The sequence below is a fragment of the Nitrosovibrio sp. Nv17 genome, from assembly GCF_900119085.1.
Taxonomy (GTDB): domain Bacteria; phylum Pseudomonadota; class Gammaproteobacteria; order Burkholderiales; family Nitrosomonadaceae; genus Nitrosospira.
Genome location: NZ_FPIQ01000001.1, coordinates 23,320 through 38,559, shown reverse-complemented (window position 1 = coordinate 38,559; position 15,240 = coordinate 23,320). Strand labels below are relative to the sequence as shown.

General features: G+C 62.9%; 13 protein-coding genes and 1 riboswitch. Of the genes, 7 read left to right on the top strand and 6 right to left on the bottom strand.

The window, feature by feature from the left end:
- Positions 1-18: 18 nt before the first annotated feature.
- The 3 genes from gatB to gatC all read right to left on the bottom strand — a co-directional run bounded on the left by gatB (position 19) and on the right by gatC (position 3,384).
- Complete coding sequence (gatB, locus tag BT108_RS00165; protein WP_143142337.1) at positions 19-1,500, bottom strand: Asp-tRNA(Asn)/Glu-tRNA(Gln) amidotransferase subunit GatB; 1,482 nt, start codon at positions 1,498-1,500, stop codon at positions 19-21.
- A gap of 14 nt (positions 1,501-1,514) precedes the next feature.
- The gene (gene gatA, locus BT108_RS00160; protein ID WP_072292538.1) at positions 1,515-2,996 is read right to left on the bottom strand and encodes an Asp-tRNA(Asn)/Glu-tRNA(Gln) amidotransferase subunit GatA; all 1,482 of its coding nucleotides are present in this window, start codon (positions 2,994-2,996) and stop codon (positions 1,515-1,517) included.
- A 100-nt stretch (positions 2,997-3,096) separates the two neighbouring features.
- Complete coding sequence (gene gatC, locus BT108_RS00155; protein WP_072292537.1) at positions 3,097-3,384, bottom strand: Asp-tRNA(Asn)/Glu-tRNA(Gln) amidotransferase subunit GatC; 288 nt, start codon at positions 3,382-3,384, stop codon at positions 3,097-3,099.
- 112 nt (positions 3,385-3,496) lie between these two features.
- Here gatC and BT108_RS00150 point away from each other — a divergent pair, with 112 nt between their 5' ends.
- From BT108_RS00150 to BT108_RS00120, 7 genes are all read left to right on the top strand, one after another.
- Complete coding sequence (locus tag BT108_RS00150; protein ID WP_072292791.1) at positions 3,497-4,555, top strand: rod shape-determining protein; 1,059 nt, start codon at positions 3,497-3,499, stop codon at positions 4,553-4,555.
- 45 nt (positions 4,556-4,600) lie between these two features.
- Positions 4,601-5,509 carry a rod shape-determining protein MreC gene (gene mreC / locus BT108_RS00145; RefSeq protein WP_072292536.1) on the top strand — a complete coding sequence of 303 codons (909 nt, stop codon included), beginning with the start codon at positions 4,601-4,603 and terminating at the stop codon, positions 5,507-5,509.
- A complete protein-coding gene (gene mreD / locus BT108_RS00140) occupies positions 5,496-6,020 on the top strand; it encodes a rod shape-determining protein MreD (protein ID WP_072292535.1) in 525 nt (174 codons plus the stop codon). Before mreC ends, mreD begins: the two co-directional genes overlap by 14 nt.
- Positions 6,017-7,924: a penicillin-binding protein 2 gene (gene mrdA / locus BT108_RS00135; RefSeq protein WP_072292534.1), complete on the top strand. Its 1,908-nt coding sequence runs from the start codon at positions 6,017-6,019 to the stop codon at positions 7,922-7,924. Before mreD ends, mrdA begins: the two co-directional genes overlap by 4 nt.
- Entirely contained in the window at positions 7,902-9,017 is a 1,116-nt protein-coding gene (gene rodA, locus BT108_RS00130) for a rod shape-determining protein RodA (protein ID WP_072292533.1), read from the top strand. The genes mrdA and rodA overlap by 23 nt, the downstream gene beginning before the upstream one ends.
- Before the next feature lie 40 nt (positions 9,018-9,057).
- Positions 9,058-10,002: a septal ring lytic transglycosylase RlpA family protein gene (locus tag BT108_RS00125; RefSeq protein ID WP_255369548.1), complete on the top strand. Its 945-nt coding sequence runs from the start codon at positions 9,058-9,060 to the stop codon at positions 10,000-10,002.
- A 72-nt stretch (positions 10,003-10,074) separates the two neighbouring features.
- Positions 10,075-11,328 carry a pyridoxal-phosphate-dependent aminotransferase family protein gene (locus BT108_RS00120; protein ID WP_072292531.1) on the top strand — a complete coding sequence of 418 codons (1,254 nt, stop codon included), beginning with the start codon at positions 10,075-10,077 and terminating at the stop codon, positions 11,326-11,328.
- 29 nt (positions 11,329-11,357) lie between these two features.
- Here BT108_RS00120 and metF read toward each other — a convergent pair whose 3' ends face one another.
- The 3 genes from metF to metK form a co-directional block, all read right to left on the bottom strand.
- A complete protein-coding gene (metF, locus tag BT108_RS00115) occupies positions 11,358-12,203 on the bottom strand; it encodes a methylenetetrahydrofolate reductase [NAD(P)H] (protein WP_072292790.1) in 846 nt (281 codons plus the stop codon).
- 38 nt (positions 12,204-12,241) lie between these two features.
- Complete coding sequence (gene ahcY, locus BT108_RS00110; RefSeq protein WP_072292530.1) at positions 12,242-13,699, bottom strand: adenosylhomocysteinase; 1,458 nt, start codon at positions 13,697-13,699, stop codon at positions 12,242-12,244.
- Positions 13,700-13,715: 16 nt separating this feature from the next.
- Positions 13,716-13,792, bottom strand: a riboswitch (S-adenosyl-L-homocysteine riboswitch).
- A gap of 45 nt (positions 13,793-13,837) precedes the next feature.
- Positions 13,838-15,028 carry a methionine adenosyltransferase gene (gene metK / locus BT108_RS00105; protein ID WP_072292529.1) on the bottom strand — a complete coding sequence of 397 codons (1,191 nt, stop codon included), beginning with the start codon at positions 15,026-15,028 and terminating at the stop codon, positions 13,838-13,840.
- Between the last annotated feature and the right edge of the window lie 212 nt (positions 15,029-15,240).

The following is a 15,240-nucleotide window of genomic DNA, read 5'->3' as shown; positions in this document are numbered from 1 at the left end:
CGGGCCTGTGGCGGGCGGTTACCCGGTCAGCTTCTTCTTCAGGAGCTCGTTCACCCGCGCCGGGTTGGCCTTGCCCCGGGCCACCTTCATCACCTGCCCCACCAGGGCGTTGAATGCCTTTTCCTTGCCCGCCCTGAATTCTTCGACGGACCTGGCATTGGCTGCGATCACCGCATCGATCCACCCCTCCAGCTCGCCTTCGTCCGAAACCTGCCTCAGGCCCTGCGATTCGATGATCCGGTCGGCGAGATCCTCTCCCGCCTGCTCTTTCCGGTCCTTCCACGCCACGGGATCGTCGCCGGCCTGGGCCCACATTCGCCCGAATACGTCCTTGGCCATCCGGCCGGAGAGGGTGTCGTCCCGGATGCGACCCAGCAGCCGCGCGAGCTGGGCTGGCGACAGCGGGCAGCCGTCGAAGGATTTCCCCACGCCGTTGAGGTGGGCGGAGACCTCTCCCATCACCCAGTTGGCGCACAGCTTGGGGTCGTCGGGCAGCCTCGCGACCACGGCCTCGTAGTACTGCGCCATCTCCCTGTCGGCGGTCAGGGCCGCGGCATCGTAGGCGGACAGGCCATGGTCGCGTTCCAGGCGCTGGCGCATCTGCTGCGGAAGCTCGGGAAGATCGCGCCGCACCTGCGCGATCCAGTCCTCTCCGATCTCCAGCGGCAGCAGATCCGGATCGGGAAAGTAGCGGTAGTCCTGGGCATCCTCCTTGCTGCGCATGGCGCGGGTCTCGTTCCGGTCCGGATCGTAGAGCCGGGTCTGCTGCAGAATCTTCCCACCATCCTCGAGTACTTCCATCTGCCGCCCGGCCTCGTAGTCGATGGCCTTTTCGAGGAAGCGGAACGAGTTGAGGTTCTTGATCTCGCAGCGGGTGCCGAGCCTGTCGGATCCCGCGGGCCGGACGGACACGTTCGCATCGCAGCGGAACGAGCCTTCCTGCATGTTGCCGTCGCAGATGCCGATCCAGCGCACCAGCGCATGCAGGGTTCGGGCGTAGCTGACCGCTTCGGCGCTGCTGCGCATGTCCGGTTCGGAGACGACCTCCAGCAGGGGCGTACCCGCCCGGTTCAGGTCGATGCCGGTCATGCCATGGAAATCCTCGTGCAGCGACTTGCCCGCATCCTCCTCAAGGTGCGCCCGCACGAGGCGGATGACCCTGTCGACCTCGCCCGAGCGTATGGCCACGCTGCCGCCTTCCACTATCGGAAGCTCGTACTGGCTGATCTGGTAACCCTTGGGCAGATCGGGATAGAAGTAATTCTTGCGCGCGAAGACCGAAGGCGAGCGTATCCGGCCGCCTACCGCAAGACCCAGCCGGATCGCCCGCTCCACCGCGCCGCGGTTCAACACCGGCAGCACGCCGGGCAAAGCGAGATCGACCGCGCAGGCAGCGGTGTTGGGTGCGGCACCGAATGCGGTGGAGGCGCCCGAGAATATCTTGGAACAGGTCGAGAGCTGGACATGCACTTCGAGGCCGACCACGATCTCCCATTGCACTGCGCGCATTCCGCTCACTCCCGCGTTCCGGGCGCACCATCGGGACAGGCCTGCGGCACCCGCAGATGCCAGTCGGTCGCCTGCTGATAGCGATGGGCCGCGTTCAGCATGCGCGCCTCCGCGAAGTAGTTGCCGATGATGTGCAGGCCGACCGGCCTGCTCCCTTGGCCGAAGCCCACGGGGATGGACATGGCCGGCAACCCCGCGAGGTTCGCGGCGATGGTGTAGGCATCGGACAGGTACATCTGCACCGGATCGCTGCTGCGCTCCCCCAGGTCGAACGCGACCGTGGGTGAGGTTGGCCCCATGATGAGGTCGCACTGCCGGAAGGCCTCGACGAAGTCCTGCGCGATCAACCGACGCAGTCTCTGCGCCTGGAGGTAGTAGGCGTCGTAGTAGCCTTGCGAGAGCACGTAGGTACCGATCAGGATGCGGCGCTGCACCTCGGCCCCGAACCCCTGCGCGCGCGTCTTGCGGTACATGTCGTCGAGGTCGGCGTACGCCGGCGCACGGTAGCCGTAGCGCACCCCGTCGAAACGGGAAAGATTGCTCGACGCCTCCGCCGGGGCCAGCACGTAGTAGACCGGCACTGAAAGCCGGGTGGCGGGCAGCGATACCTCCACGGCCGTGGCGCCGAGCCTGCGGTATTCCCCGAGGGCAGCCTCGACGGCACGCGCGACGTCGCGATCCACTTCCTTGACGAAGTATTCCTTGGGCAGACCGATGCGCAACCCCGCCAGCGGCTTCTCCAGGTCGCGCGCGTAGTCCTCCGGTTCACGCTGCAGGCTGGTGGAGTCGCGCGCATCGAATCCCGCCATGACGTTCAGCATCAGGGCCAGATCCTCGGCGGTCTTCGCCATCGGCCCGCCCTGGTCGAGACTGGATGCGAATGCGATCATGCCGTAGCGCGACACCATTCCATAGGTGGGCTTGAGGCCCGAGATACCGCACAGCGCCGCCGGCTGGCGGATCGAGCCGCCCGTATCGGTACCGGTCGCCGCCGGGGCCATGCGCGCGGCCACCGAACAGGCGGAGCCGCCCGAACTGCCACCGGGCACGGCCGCAACGTCCCAGGGATTTTTTACCGGTCCAAAGTAGGAGGTTTCGTTGCTGGACCCCATGGCGAACTCGTCCATGTTGGTCTTGCCGATGTTGACCGCTCCCGCCGCATCGAAGCGCTCGATCACGTGCGCATCGTAGGGGGAGACGAAATTGGAGAGCATCCTCGATCCGCAGGTGGTAAGCCGTCCGCGCGTGCAGAATATGTCCTTCTGGGCGATCGGGATGCCGGTCAGCGGTTGCGCCTCTCCGGACGCAATCACTGCATCAGCGGCGCGCGCCTGGCCAAGGCTCGCTTCCTCGTCGACGCTGATGAACGCGTTCAGCACCGGGTTGAGCGACCTGATGCGTTCCAGAAATGCGGAGGTCAATTCGACGCTGGAAATCTTCCTTGCCGCGAGCAGGGCGGACAGGCGCGCGACACTGGAATTCAGCATGACGTCGTCAAAACCGGACAGATCATCAAAGGCGGTGGATGCGATGTCGATGATTGGAAGGGATCCGGATGGGAGCGGACGTGCGCGAAAACCTTCAAACCTATTCGATGACCCTGGGTACCAGATAGAGTCCCGCTTCGACGCTGGGCGCCACCGACTGAAACAGCTGGCGCTGGTCGGCTTCGGTCACCGCATCCGGACGCAGGCGCAGCATCACGTCCTGTGCGTGGGACAAAGGTTCCACCGCCGCTGCCTCCACTGCCTGCATCTCCTGAATCAGGTCGAAAACGCCTGCCAGCTGCGCAAGTACAGCGTGTGCCTGCTCCTCTCCGACCTCGATGCGCGCCAGGTCCGCAACACGTTTCACGTCGTCCAAAGACAGCGGCATTTGCCCCGAAACCCTTATATTCAAATAGCTAATAGAGTATCATAGCCTGCCTGATCGGCGTATTCTTTTCTTGCGCGGCCTGCTCCAGTCATCTTCGACCGATATCGTCCACATGCTCAATTTCATCAACAACAACGTCCTGAAGGGCTATTTCTCGACCGACATGGCGATCGATCTGGGTACCGCGAACACCCTGATCTACGTGCGCGGCCAAGGCATCGTGCTCAATGAGCCCTCGGTGGTGGCGATTCGCCAGGATGGAGGACCCAACGGCAAGAAGATCATCCAGCAGGTGGGACTGGCCGCCAAGCAGATGCTGGGCCGCACGCCCGGCAACATCACCGCGATCCGTCCCATGAAGGATGGCGTCATCGCTGACTTCACCGTCACCGAGCAGATGCTGAAGCACTTCATCAAGAAGGCGAATCCTCCCCGGTTGTTTTCCGCCAATCCGCGGATCGTGATCTGTGTCCCGTTCGGCTCCACCCAGGTGGAACGCCGCGCCATCCGTGAAGCAGCCTATGGCGCGGGGGCACGCAAGGTCGAGTTGATCGAGGAGCCGATGGCCGCGGCCATCGGTGCCAGCCTGCCGGTGGAGGAAGCGACCGGTTCGATGGTGGTCGACATCGGCGGCGGCACCACGGAAGTCGGCGTCATCTCGCTGGGCGGCATCGTCTATTCGAACTCGGTGCGGGTGGGTGGCGACAAATTCGACGAGGCGATCATCAACTACATCCGCCGCAACTACGGCATGCTGATCGGGGAAGTCACCGCGGAATTGATCAAGAAGGAAATCGGCTCGGCCTTTCCAGGATCGGAAGTACGCGAGATGGAGGTCAAGGGACGCAATCTGGCGGAAGGCATTCCGCGCAGCTTCGCCATCTCCAGCAACGAGATCCTGGAAGCCCTGACCGATCCGTTGAACAGCATCGTCAGCGCGGTCAAGTCTGCACTGGAGCATACGCTTCCCGAATTGGGCGCGGACATTGCCGAAAAGGGCATGGTGCTCACTGGTGGTGGCGCGTTGCTGCGCGACATCGACCGGCTGCTGATGGAAGAAACCGGCCTGTCGGTGATCATCGCCGAAGATCCGCTGACGTGTGTCGTGCGCGGATCGGGAGTCGCACTGGAGAACATGGACAACCTGGTCGGCATCTTCGCCAGCGACTGATGCCTGCATAGGGCCTGAATCGGGGTTTTTCTGAACCGGTACGCAATGGAGACAACACCCCAGTTTTTCAGGCAGGGTCCCAGCCTGCCGGCCCGCCTGGGGTTCTTCGTGCTGCTCTCCCTGCTGCTGATGGTAATCGATACCCGGTTCAAGTACCTGCGCGAGATTCGCCAGGCCCTCAGCGTCATCACCTATCCATTGCAACGGCTGGCGAACGTTCCGGTGGTGGTCCATGACAAGGTGGATGATTTTTTCGCCAGCCGGCATGCGGCGGAAGAAAATGCCCACCTGCGGCGTCAACGCCTTGCGGATCGGCGGCAGCTGCAGCAACTGGATGCGCTCAAGACCGAGAATGCGCAACTGCGCAAGCTGCTGGATGCCACCCAGCGGGTTGAAAATGATGCAGTCATGGCCGAGATCCTGCACGTGCCGCACGACCCGTTCAATCGCAAGGTGATCCTCGACAAGGGCAGCCGGCATGGAATCAAGCCTGGCCAGGTCGTGGTGGACGACGTGGGCGTGGTGGGGCAGGTCACCCGCGATGCTCCCTGGTTGTCCGAGGTTACGCTCATTACCGACAAGGATCACTCGGTACCGGTGCAGATCGTGCGCAACGGCCTGCGTTCGGTGGTGTCAGGCACCGGCAAGGACGGCACGCTGGAATTGCGCTACGTCGCGGTCAATACGGATATCGAGGAAGGCGACATGCTGGTTACTTCCGGAATAGACGGCGTCTATCCGCCCGGCCTCCCCGTGGCGACGGTCTCCAAGATCGAGCGCAACCCATCGTATGTCTTTGCCCGCGTCACCTGCGCCCCCGCAGCGAATGTCGGCCACCACCGACAACTGCTGATCCTGTCCATGCTGACGCCCGCCATGGAGAATCCTGCGGAAGCATTCCCTTCCGACTCCCAGCCCGAAGGCAGGAAGCGAAAAGAAGTTGGCGTTCGCTGATCATCCTCGAGAAGAGATCCTTCGACCCGTCAGAGGCTCCTTCATCCTTCTGAGCCTGGTCGCGTCGATACTTCTGAGCCTGGCACCCCTGACCGACGTCCTGCATGCGCTCTGGCCGGATTTCGCCGCCATGACGCTCCTCTACTGGTGCATCAATCAGCCCCAGCGGGTGGGCATGACCAGCGCCTTCAGCATGGGGCTGCTGATGGACGTGGGCAATGCAGCCATCTTCGGGCAGCATGCCCTGGCCTACAGCATCATGGCATTCATCGCCCTGCTGTTCCATCGGCGCCTGCACAACTTCGGCTTGCTGCAGCAGGCGCCCCAGATGGGGCTGATACTGCTCGCCGGGCAGTCCGTCATGCTGCTGACCTGGCTGCTGAACGGCATGGATTTCCCACCGTGGGATTTCTTCCTCGGCAGCGTGACCGGTACCCTGCTGTGGCCGCTGCTCGCCTCGGTGCTGAGGGCTCCCCAGAAGCCCAGAAGGACCGAATCGAATACGCTATGAAACGCAGGGTAGAGCTTCGCAACCATCCACGCGAACTTCGCTTCTTCCACATGCGGCTGGGAATAGGCGCAGGCTTCGTATTGCTGCTGTTTCTTCTCCTGTTTTCGCGCTTTTTCTACCTGCAAGTGTCGCAGCGAGACCACTACCATACGCTGGCGGAAGCCAACCGTATCTCCATCGCGCCCATCGTCCCGAACCGGGGACTGATCTTCGATCGCAACGGCGAAGTACTGGCGCACAACTACTCGGCCTATACGCTGGAAATCGTGCCCAACAGGACAGCGAATCTGGAGGCGCTCATCGATGAATTGTCCACCATCGTCGAAATAGGCGCCAGGGATCGCAAGCGTTTCAGGAAATTGATGGACGAGAGCAAGCGGTTCGAAAGCCTGCCTATCCGGACGCGCCTGTCGGACGTGGAAGTGGCGCGCTTTGCCGCCAACCGCTACCGCTTTCCGGGTGTTGAGATCAAGGCGCGCCTGTTCCGGCAATATCCGAAGGGAGAGATCGCATCGCACGTGGTGGGCTATATCGGCCGCATCAACGATCGGGATCTGGAGCAACTGGAGGCGGGCAAGAATCTGGCCAACTACCGTGGCTCCCTGTACATGGGCAAGATCGGCATCGAACAGAGCTATGAACAGGAACTGCATGGCATCACGGGCTTCGAGGAGATGGAAACCGATGCGGCCGGGCGGATCATACGGGTGATCTCCCGTACTCCCCCGGTATCGGGCAACGACCTGACCCTGTCGCTCGACATCAGGCTGCAGGAAGTCGCGGAGAAAGCCTTCGGGGACCGGCGCGGCGCACTGGTGGCGATCGATCCGGCCACCGGCGACGTCCTGGCGTTCGTCAGCAAGCCCGGATTCGATCCCAACCTGTTCGTGGACGGCATCGACTCCGAGAACTGGGACCTGCTGAACAACTCCATCGACCGGCCTCTGAACAACCGCGCCCTGCGCGGCCTCTACCCTCCCGGCTCCACCTTCAAGCCATTCATGGCGCTGGCGGGTCTGGAACTGAAGAAGCGCACGCCACGACAGGAAATCAGCGACACCGGGTACTTCAGCCTTCCCGGCAGCAGCCACCGCTTCCGCGACTGGAAGGCGGGCGGCCATGGCTACGTGGATCTGCACAAGTCCCTGGTGGTATCGTGCGATACCTACTACTATGGCCTCGCCCACGATCTCGGCATCGACAGCATCTTCAATTTCGTCAGCCAGTTCGGTCTCGGGAAGAAAACCGGCATCGACATCGAAGGCGAAGCCGGCGGACTTCTTCCCTCTCAGGAATGGAAGATGAAGCGCTACAAGCAGAAATGGTATGCGGGGGATACCATCTCGGTGGGCATCGGCCAGGGCTACAACCTCGCCACACCGCTGCAGCTGGCGTTCGCAACCGCGATTCTCGCCAGCGGAGGTACCGCTTTCCGGCCCCATTTGGTCAAGCGCATCCGCAACAGCAAGGACGACGACATCCAGGAGATCACCGCGCAGCCCCTCTACACGCTGGATCTCGATCCCGTCAATCTGGAGCACATCCGCAACGCGTTGGTCGCAGTCACCCAGCCCGGCGGCACCGCAGCACTGGCCGGCGCCGGCGCCGCTTACACCTTTGCCGGAAAAACGGGGACATCCCAGGTGATCGGCATGAAGCAGGGAGAAAAGTACGTGGAGAACAAGATTCAGGAGCGCCACCGGGACCATGCGCTGTTCGTCGCCTACGCCCCTGCCCAGGCGCCACGCATCGCCCTGGCGGTGCTGGTGGAAAACAGCGGGCATGGCGGCGCGGCCGCCGCGCCGGTCGCAAGGCTGGTGATGGATTACCACCTGCTCGGCAGGTTGCCTGCCGAGCAGGTGGCCAACTCGATTCCGGAAGATGAGAACGGCGCCTACGATTGAGCGGTTGCGCTGGTGGCACTATCTCACGCGCCATGTGGACGGCTTTCTGCTGAGCGGCATCCTGCTGCTGATGCTGACAGGGCTCGCCACGCTCTACAGCGCCACCGATGCCAACCTGGGCCGTGTCACCAATCAGGCGGTCAACATGCTGGTCGCGCTCGGCATCATGTGGCTGGTGGCGTACATCCCCCTGCAGCATATCATGCGCATCGCGCTTCCCCTGTACGTGATCGGGTTGATCCTGCTGCTCGGTGTGGCGCTGTTCGGCGAGATCAACAACGGCGCCCGCCGCTGGCTGAACATCGGCGTGACCCGCATCCAGCCTTCCGAGCTGATGAAGGTGGCGGTGCCGCTGATGATGGCATGGTACTTCGACAAACATGAAACCACCCTGCGGCTGCGCGACTACGCGATCGCGACGGCACTGCTGCTGATTCCGGTGGTGCTGATCCTGCGCCAGCCGGACCTGGGAACAGCGTTGCTGATCACGGCCAGCGGCTTCTACGTCCTGTTCCTCACCGGATTGTCCTGGCGCATCATGGCCGCGCTGCTGGTCGCGGGCGCAGTGAGCCTGCCCATTCTGTGGTCGATGATGCACGACTACCAGCGGCGGCGTGTCATGACGTTGCTCGACCCGACTCAGGATGCGCTGGGGGCAGGGTATCATACCATCCAGTCCACCATCGCCGTCGGTTCGGGAGGCATACTGGGAAAGGGGTGGCGAAAGGGCACGCAGACCCACCTCGACTTCCTGCCGGAACGGAGCACCGATTTCATCTTCGCAGTATTTTCGGAGGAATTCGGCCTGATCGGCAACTCGCTGCTGCTCCTGCTGTACCTGATCGTCATCGCCCGCGGCCTGATGATCGCCGCCAACGCCTCCACCCAGTTCACCCGGCTGATCGCCGGATCCATCACGCTGACATTCTCCACCTATATATTCGTCAACATCGGCATGGTGATCGGCATCCTGCCGGTAGTGGGGGTACCGTTGCCGCTGATCAGCTACGGCGGAACCTCGATGGTGACAATGCTGCTCGGGTTTGGTATTTTGATGAGCATCCGGACGCACCCCAAATTGGTGAAAACCTGAAGACGCCTCCGAAATGCTCTTCGCCGTGGAAACGAAACATATGAGTTGCTACAGACTATGTGGCGTGGCCGTGATGGTGATATTCCTGGCCGGCTGCGGCAGCTTCCTGAAACGCGACGGGAGCGGGAGGACGCCTTCCGCCGCCCCGGTGAAATCCGGCACCGCTGCAAAGAAGGGCGGCTATTATCTCGACGACGGGCCGGGCGACGATCCGCCGGGCGACCTGGCCTCGATCCCGGACGCCGTTCCACGGGCCGAGCCCCTGCGCGCAGCCAACATGCGGCCGTACGTCGCGCTGGGCAAATCCTATACGCCGATGACCACCCTGGATCCCTATCGGGAACGGGGCATCGCCTCCTGGTATGGCCGCCGCTACCACGGTCAGAAGACCGCGTCCGGTGAGGTCTATGACATGTACGCCATGACCGCCGCGCATCCCACGCTGCCACTGCCCAGCTACGCCCGTATCACCCACCTTGACAGCGGACGGTCCGTGATCGTGCGCGTCAATGACCGCGGCCCTTTCCATTCCGATCGCCTGATCGATCTCTCCTACACCGCCGCCTTCAAGCTGGGCGTGCTGGATGGCGGCAGCGGCTGGGTGGAGGTGGAAAGCATCCTGCCGGGTGCGGAGTCTCCCGCCGCCGCAGCGACGACGACGTCTGCTTCACCTCCACAGGATGCGCCGCCGGTGCAGAACCGGGCCGGGACGGCCGATGCCGCAACCACGAATATGCCGGCTTTGCCGGACACGGGCGGCATCTACCTGCAACTGGGCGCCTTTGCCGCCTACGACAATGCGGACAGCTTCCTCGCCCATATGCGGACGGAACTGCCGGCGCTGAGCCATGTACTGGGCATCGTCCCCCGGGATGGCCTGTTCAAGGTGCACGCCGGACCCTTTCCCGATCATGCCGCAGCACGGCAGGCGGCGGACGGGATCGCACGAACGCTTTCCATCCGGCCCATGCTGCTGGTACGCTAGCCTAGGGCCGCATCCCTTGATAGAATCGACGTTTTCATCAAGCCCGCCCGCCCACGAGACCAGGACCAACCCATGACCACCCCTAATTTTCGACCCGCCGCGCAGATCGGTACCTTCTATCCCCCGCAACGCGTCCTGATGGGGCCTGGGCCCTCGGACACGCACCCGCGCGTGTTGTCGGCCATGGCACGGCCGACGCTGGGCCACCTCGATCCGGTCTTCACGGAGATGATGGAAGAGCTGAAGAGCCTGCTGCGCTACACCTTCCAAACCTCCAACCTGCTGACCTTTCCAGTATCCGGTCCGGGATCGGTCGGCATGGAAATGTGCTTCGTCAACCTGGTCAATCCCGGCGACAAGGTGATCGTCTGCCGCAATGGCGTGTTCGGTGGACGCATGATCGAAAACGTGCAGCGTTGCGGCGGTACCGCGGTCGTGGTGGAAGACAAGTGGGGGGCTCCGGTCGATCCGCAGAAGCTGGAGGATGCGCTGAAGCAGAATCCCGACACCCAGGTCGTCGCCTTCGTGCACGCGGAAACCTCGACCGGCGCCCTCTCGGACGCCCGGCTGCTGTGCGAGATCGCACAGCGCCACGACTGCCTCACCATCGTGGACACCGTCACTTCGCTGGGCGGCTCGCCGGTGCAGGTGGACGAATGGAAGATCGACGCGATCTATTCCGGCAGCCAGAAATGCCTGTCCTGTCCGCCGGGGCTGTCGCCGATCAGCTTCTCGGAACGCGTGGCGGAGCGGGTCAGGAACCGCAAGAGCAAGGTGCAGAGCTGGTTCATGGATCTGAACCTGCTGCTCGGCTACTGGGGCACCTCCACCCGCACCTACCACCATACCGCGCCCACCAACGCCCTGTACGGCCTACATGAAGCCCTGGTGATGCTGTACGAGGAGGGACTCGAACATTCCTGGGCGCGCCACCGGCGTAACCACATTGCCTTCAAGGCCGGACTGGAGACGCTGGGTATGGGCTACCTGGTCGAGGAGGCGGCGCGCCTGCCACAGCTCAATTCGGTGCATGTCCCGGCCGGCATCGACGAGAAGGAGGTGCGGCGCAGGCTGCTCGACGACTACAGCCTGGAGATCGGCGCCGGCTTGGGCGATCTGGCAGGCAAGATCTGGCGCTTCGGCCTGATGGGCTACTCCAGCAAGGTCGAGAATGTCGTGCTGTGCCTGAATGCGCTGGAAACGGTATTCTCCGACATGGGCAGGAAGGTCGAGCCTGGGTCCGCCGAAGCGGCGGCACACCGCGCTTATGCGAGCCACCCTGCCCTGCAGCAGTCCAGCCCCGCCAAGGAAGAGGCGATAGCCTAGGCAGGAAGCAAGCAGCGGCGAGGTGTGTGCTACAGGCCCAGCCGCTGCCAGATGGTCGTCGTCAGCCCCGCCGAATTCAGCGTGTAGAAGTGCAGCCCCGGCGCGCCGGCACTGAGTAGCCGGTCGCAGAGGTCCGTGACCACATCCAGCCCGAATGCGCGGATGGAAGCGCCGTCATCCCCATAACCCTCCAGCTTTTTCCTGATCCAACGGGGAATCTCGGCGCCGCAGGTATCCGAGAACCGCGCCAGTTGGGAAAATTTGTTGATGGGCATGATACCGGGCACGATGGGAACATCGATCCCCATCGCCTCGCAGGCATCGATGAAATTGAAGTAGGCGTCCGCGTTGTAGAAGTACTGGGTGATCGCAGAATCCGCCCCCGCCTCCACTTTCCGTCGGAAATTCAGCAGATCGTCCTGCGCCGAGGGTGCCTGGGGATGGTACTCCGGGTACGCCGCCACCTCGATGTGGAATGCGCTTCCGAACTCCTTGCGAATGAATCTGACCAATTCCTCCGCGTAGCGGAATTCCCCCGACTGCGCCATGCCCGAAGGCAGGTCACCCCGCAGAGCGACGATGTGGCGGATGCCGACCTCCCGGTATCTTTCCAGCATGGCACGTATGCTTTCCCGCGTCGAACCGATACAGGAAAGATGCGGCGCCGCGGCATGGCCTTCTGCCTGGATCTTCAGCACCGCCTCCAGCGTGCGGTCCCGCGTGGACCCCCCTGCCCCGAACGTCACCGAAAAAAATTTCGGATCGAGTTGCGCCAGTTGCCTGCAGGTCGCGCGCAGTTTTTCCATCCCATCCGCCGTCTGTGGCGGGAAGAATTCGAAACTGAAAGTCGGCACGAATCTCTTCTGGGATTCCATCATCCGGGATTCGATCGGGTACGATGCCTGCGCGCGAATCAGTACCGGTACATCGCGGGCTTGTAGGGTCCGTTCCTGTCCAGGTTCAGGTACCGCGCCTGCTCGTCGGTCAGGATGGTGAGCTTCGCGCCCAGCTTGCCCAGATGCAGGCGCGCCACCTTTTCGTCGAGGTGCTTGGGCAGTACGTAGACGCCTTGTGGATAATCCGCACCGTTCTTCCACAGTTCGATCTGCGCCAGCACCTGATTGGTGAAAGAACTGGACATGACGAACGAGGGGTGGCCGGTGGCGCAGCCCAGATTCACCAGACGCCCCTGCGCCAGGACGATGATGCGCCGCCCTGTCGGAAAGACGACGTGATCCACCTGCGGCTTGATGTTCTCCCATGGGTACTGCTGAATGGAAGCGATGTCGATTTCCGAGTCGAAGTGGCCGATGTTGCAGACGATGGCCTGATCCTTCATCCGCAGCATGTGCTCATGGGTGATCACGCGCAGGTTTCCGGTGGCCGTGACGAAGATGTCGGCCTGGTCGCAGACCTCGTCCAGGGTGACGACGCGGTAGCCTTCCATCGCCGCCTGCAGGGCGCAGATCGGATCGATCTCGGTCACCCATACGGTCGCACCCAGGCCACGCAGGGACTGGGCACAGCCCTTGCCCACGTCGCCGTAGCCGCACACCAGCGCGATCTTGCCGGCGATCATCACGTCGGTGGCGCGCTTGATGCCATCCACCAGCGATTCGCGGCAACCGTAGAGATTGTCGAACTTGGACTTGGTGACCGAGTCGTTGACGTTGAATGCGGGAAACGGCAATTCGCCGCGCTTGTGCATTTCGTACAGGCGATGCACGCCGGTGGTGGTCTCCTCGGTCACGCCGCGAATCGCCGCAAGCCTGCTGGAATACCATCCCGGCTGGCGCTCCAGCCGCTTGCGGATGGCCGCGAACAGCACTTGCTCCTCCTCGCTCCCGGGATGCGCAATGACCGAAGGATCCCGTTCCGCCCGGCTTCCGAGTAACACCAGCAACGTCGCGTCGCCGCCGTCGTCCAGTATCATGTTGGGCCCGTGATCCGCGCCCGAGGCATCGGTCCATTCGAAAATGCGGTGGGCATACTCCCAGTACTCCTCCAGCGATTCGCCCTTGTAGGCGAAAACCGGCATACCTGCCGCAACGATGGCTGCAGCCGCGTGATCCTGGGTGGAGAAGATGTTGCAGGAAGCCCAGCGCACCTCGGCTCCCAAATGGATCAGGGTCTCGATCAGCACCGCTGTCTGGATCGTCATGTGCAGGGAGCCGGCGATGCGCGCACCCGCCAGGGGACGCGCATCGCCGTATTCCTCCCGCAACGCCATCAGGCCGGGCATCTCGGTCTCGGCGATGGCGATTTCCTTGCGGCCCCACGGCGCCAAGGACAGGTCGGCTACCGCGTGGTCGGGGAGGGCTCTCTTCGGGGAGGATGCAGCGGTGGAAGTGGAACCAAGCACAGCGCTCATGGAATCAGTCTCCGGAAATGGACGAGCGCAGTTGTGACGATCCTTCCCGGCCGAGCCTCGCGGGATATACCCGTTGCAGCGCTCCTCGACCGGGGGAATTGAATCCGGTATGTCTGTGGCCTGGACCTGTCTGCCCGGCTATATCACTGCGACCGCAGCAGCCGTACCGAAGCCGGCATCGGCGCGCAGCTGCGCGGCCTTGTCGAGGGCTTCCCAGGTGAATTCCGGCTCGTCGCGCCCGAAGTGGCCGTAGGCAGCCGTCTTCTGGTAGATCGGGCGCAGCAGGTCGAGCGTATGGATGATGGCGCGCGGACGCAGATCGAAGTGCCTTTCGATCAGGGTGACGATCTCGGTATCGGGAAGTTTGCCGGTGCCGAAGGTGTCGACCATGAGCGAAACCGGCCGTGCAACCCCGATGGCATATGCTATCTGAACCTCGCAGCGACTGGCGATGCCGGCAGCGACGATGTTCTTGGCGACATAGCGACAGGCGTAGGCGGCCGAGCGGTCGACCTTGGACGGGTCCTTGCCCGAGAAGGCGCCGCCGCCATGATGAGCCGTCCCGCCATAACTGTCCACGATGATCTTGCGACCCGTCAGTCCGCAGTCTCCCATGGGCCCTCCTACCACGAAACGGCCGGTTGGATTGACCAGGTAGCGGGTCTGTCCGTTCAGCATGTTCTTCGGAAGCACCGGCTTGATGATCTCCTCGATCACCGCTTCACTCAATTGTTCATGGGAAACCTGGGGGTCGTGCTGGGTCGAGATCACAACGGTTTCGATACGCTGCGGCTTGCCATTGTGATAGCGCACCGACACCTGGGACTTGGCATCCGGACGCAGCCACGGCAGGCGCCCGTCCCGCCTGAGCTCCGCCTGCCGCTCCATCAGGCGATGGGCATAGTAGATCGGCATCGGCATCAGTTGCGGCGTCTCGTCGCAGGCATAGCCGAACATCAGCCCCTGGTCGCCGGCCCCCTGGTCCATTTCCTCTTCCTTGGTGCGATTGACTCCCTGGGCGATATCGGGAGATTGCTTGTTGAAGGCGGTCAGGACGGCGCAGGTATGGTAGTCGAACCCGATGTCCGAGCCGTTGTAGCCGATGCGCCTGACGGCCGCCCGCGCAACCTGCATGTAGTCGACGTTGGCCGTGGTGGTGATCTCGCCGGACATCACGATGAGGCCGGTGCTGCATAAAGTCTCGCAGGCCACCCGGGCATTGACGTCCTGCTCCAGGATGGCATCCAGGACGGCGTCTGAGATCTGGTCGGCCACCTTGTCGGGATGGCCTTCGGACACGGATTCGGAAGTAAACAGGTAGTCGCTCATGGGTACGCGGTCGGTTGGCATTCAGGAAAAACCGCAGGATACCAAATTATGTGCGGATTAAGAAGGACAAGCTCGAAAAACGCGATACCCCCTGGTTAATCTGGCGGTGGCCAGGGCGCCCGTGCAAATCCGGCGTGGGCCCCGGCTCGAAATGACGGCATGACTGCTGCGACCGCCGATTGACAGGAATTTCGTCCTGTAACACACTCGCA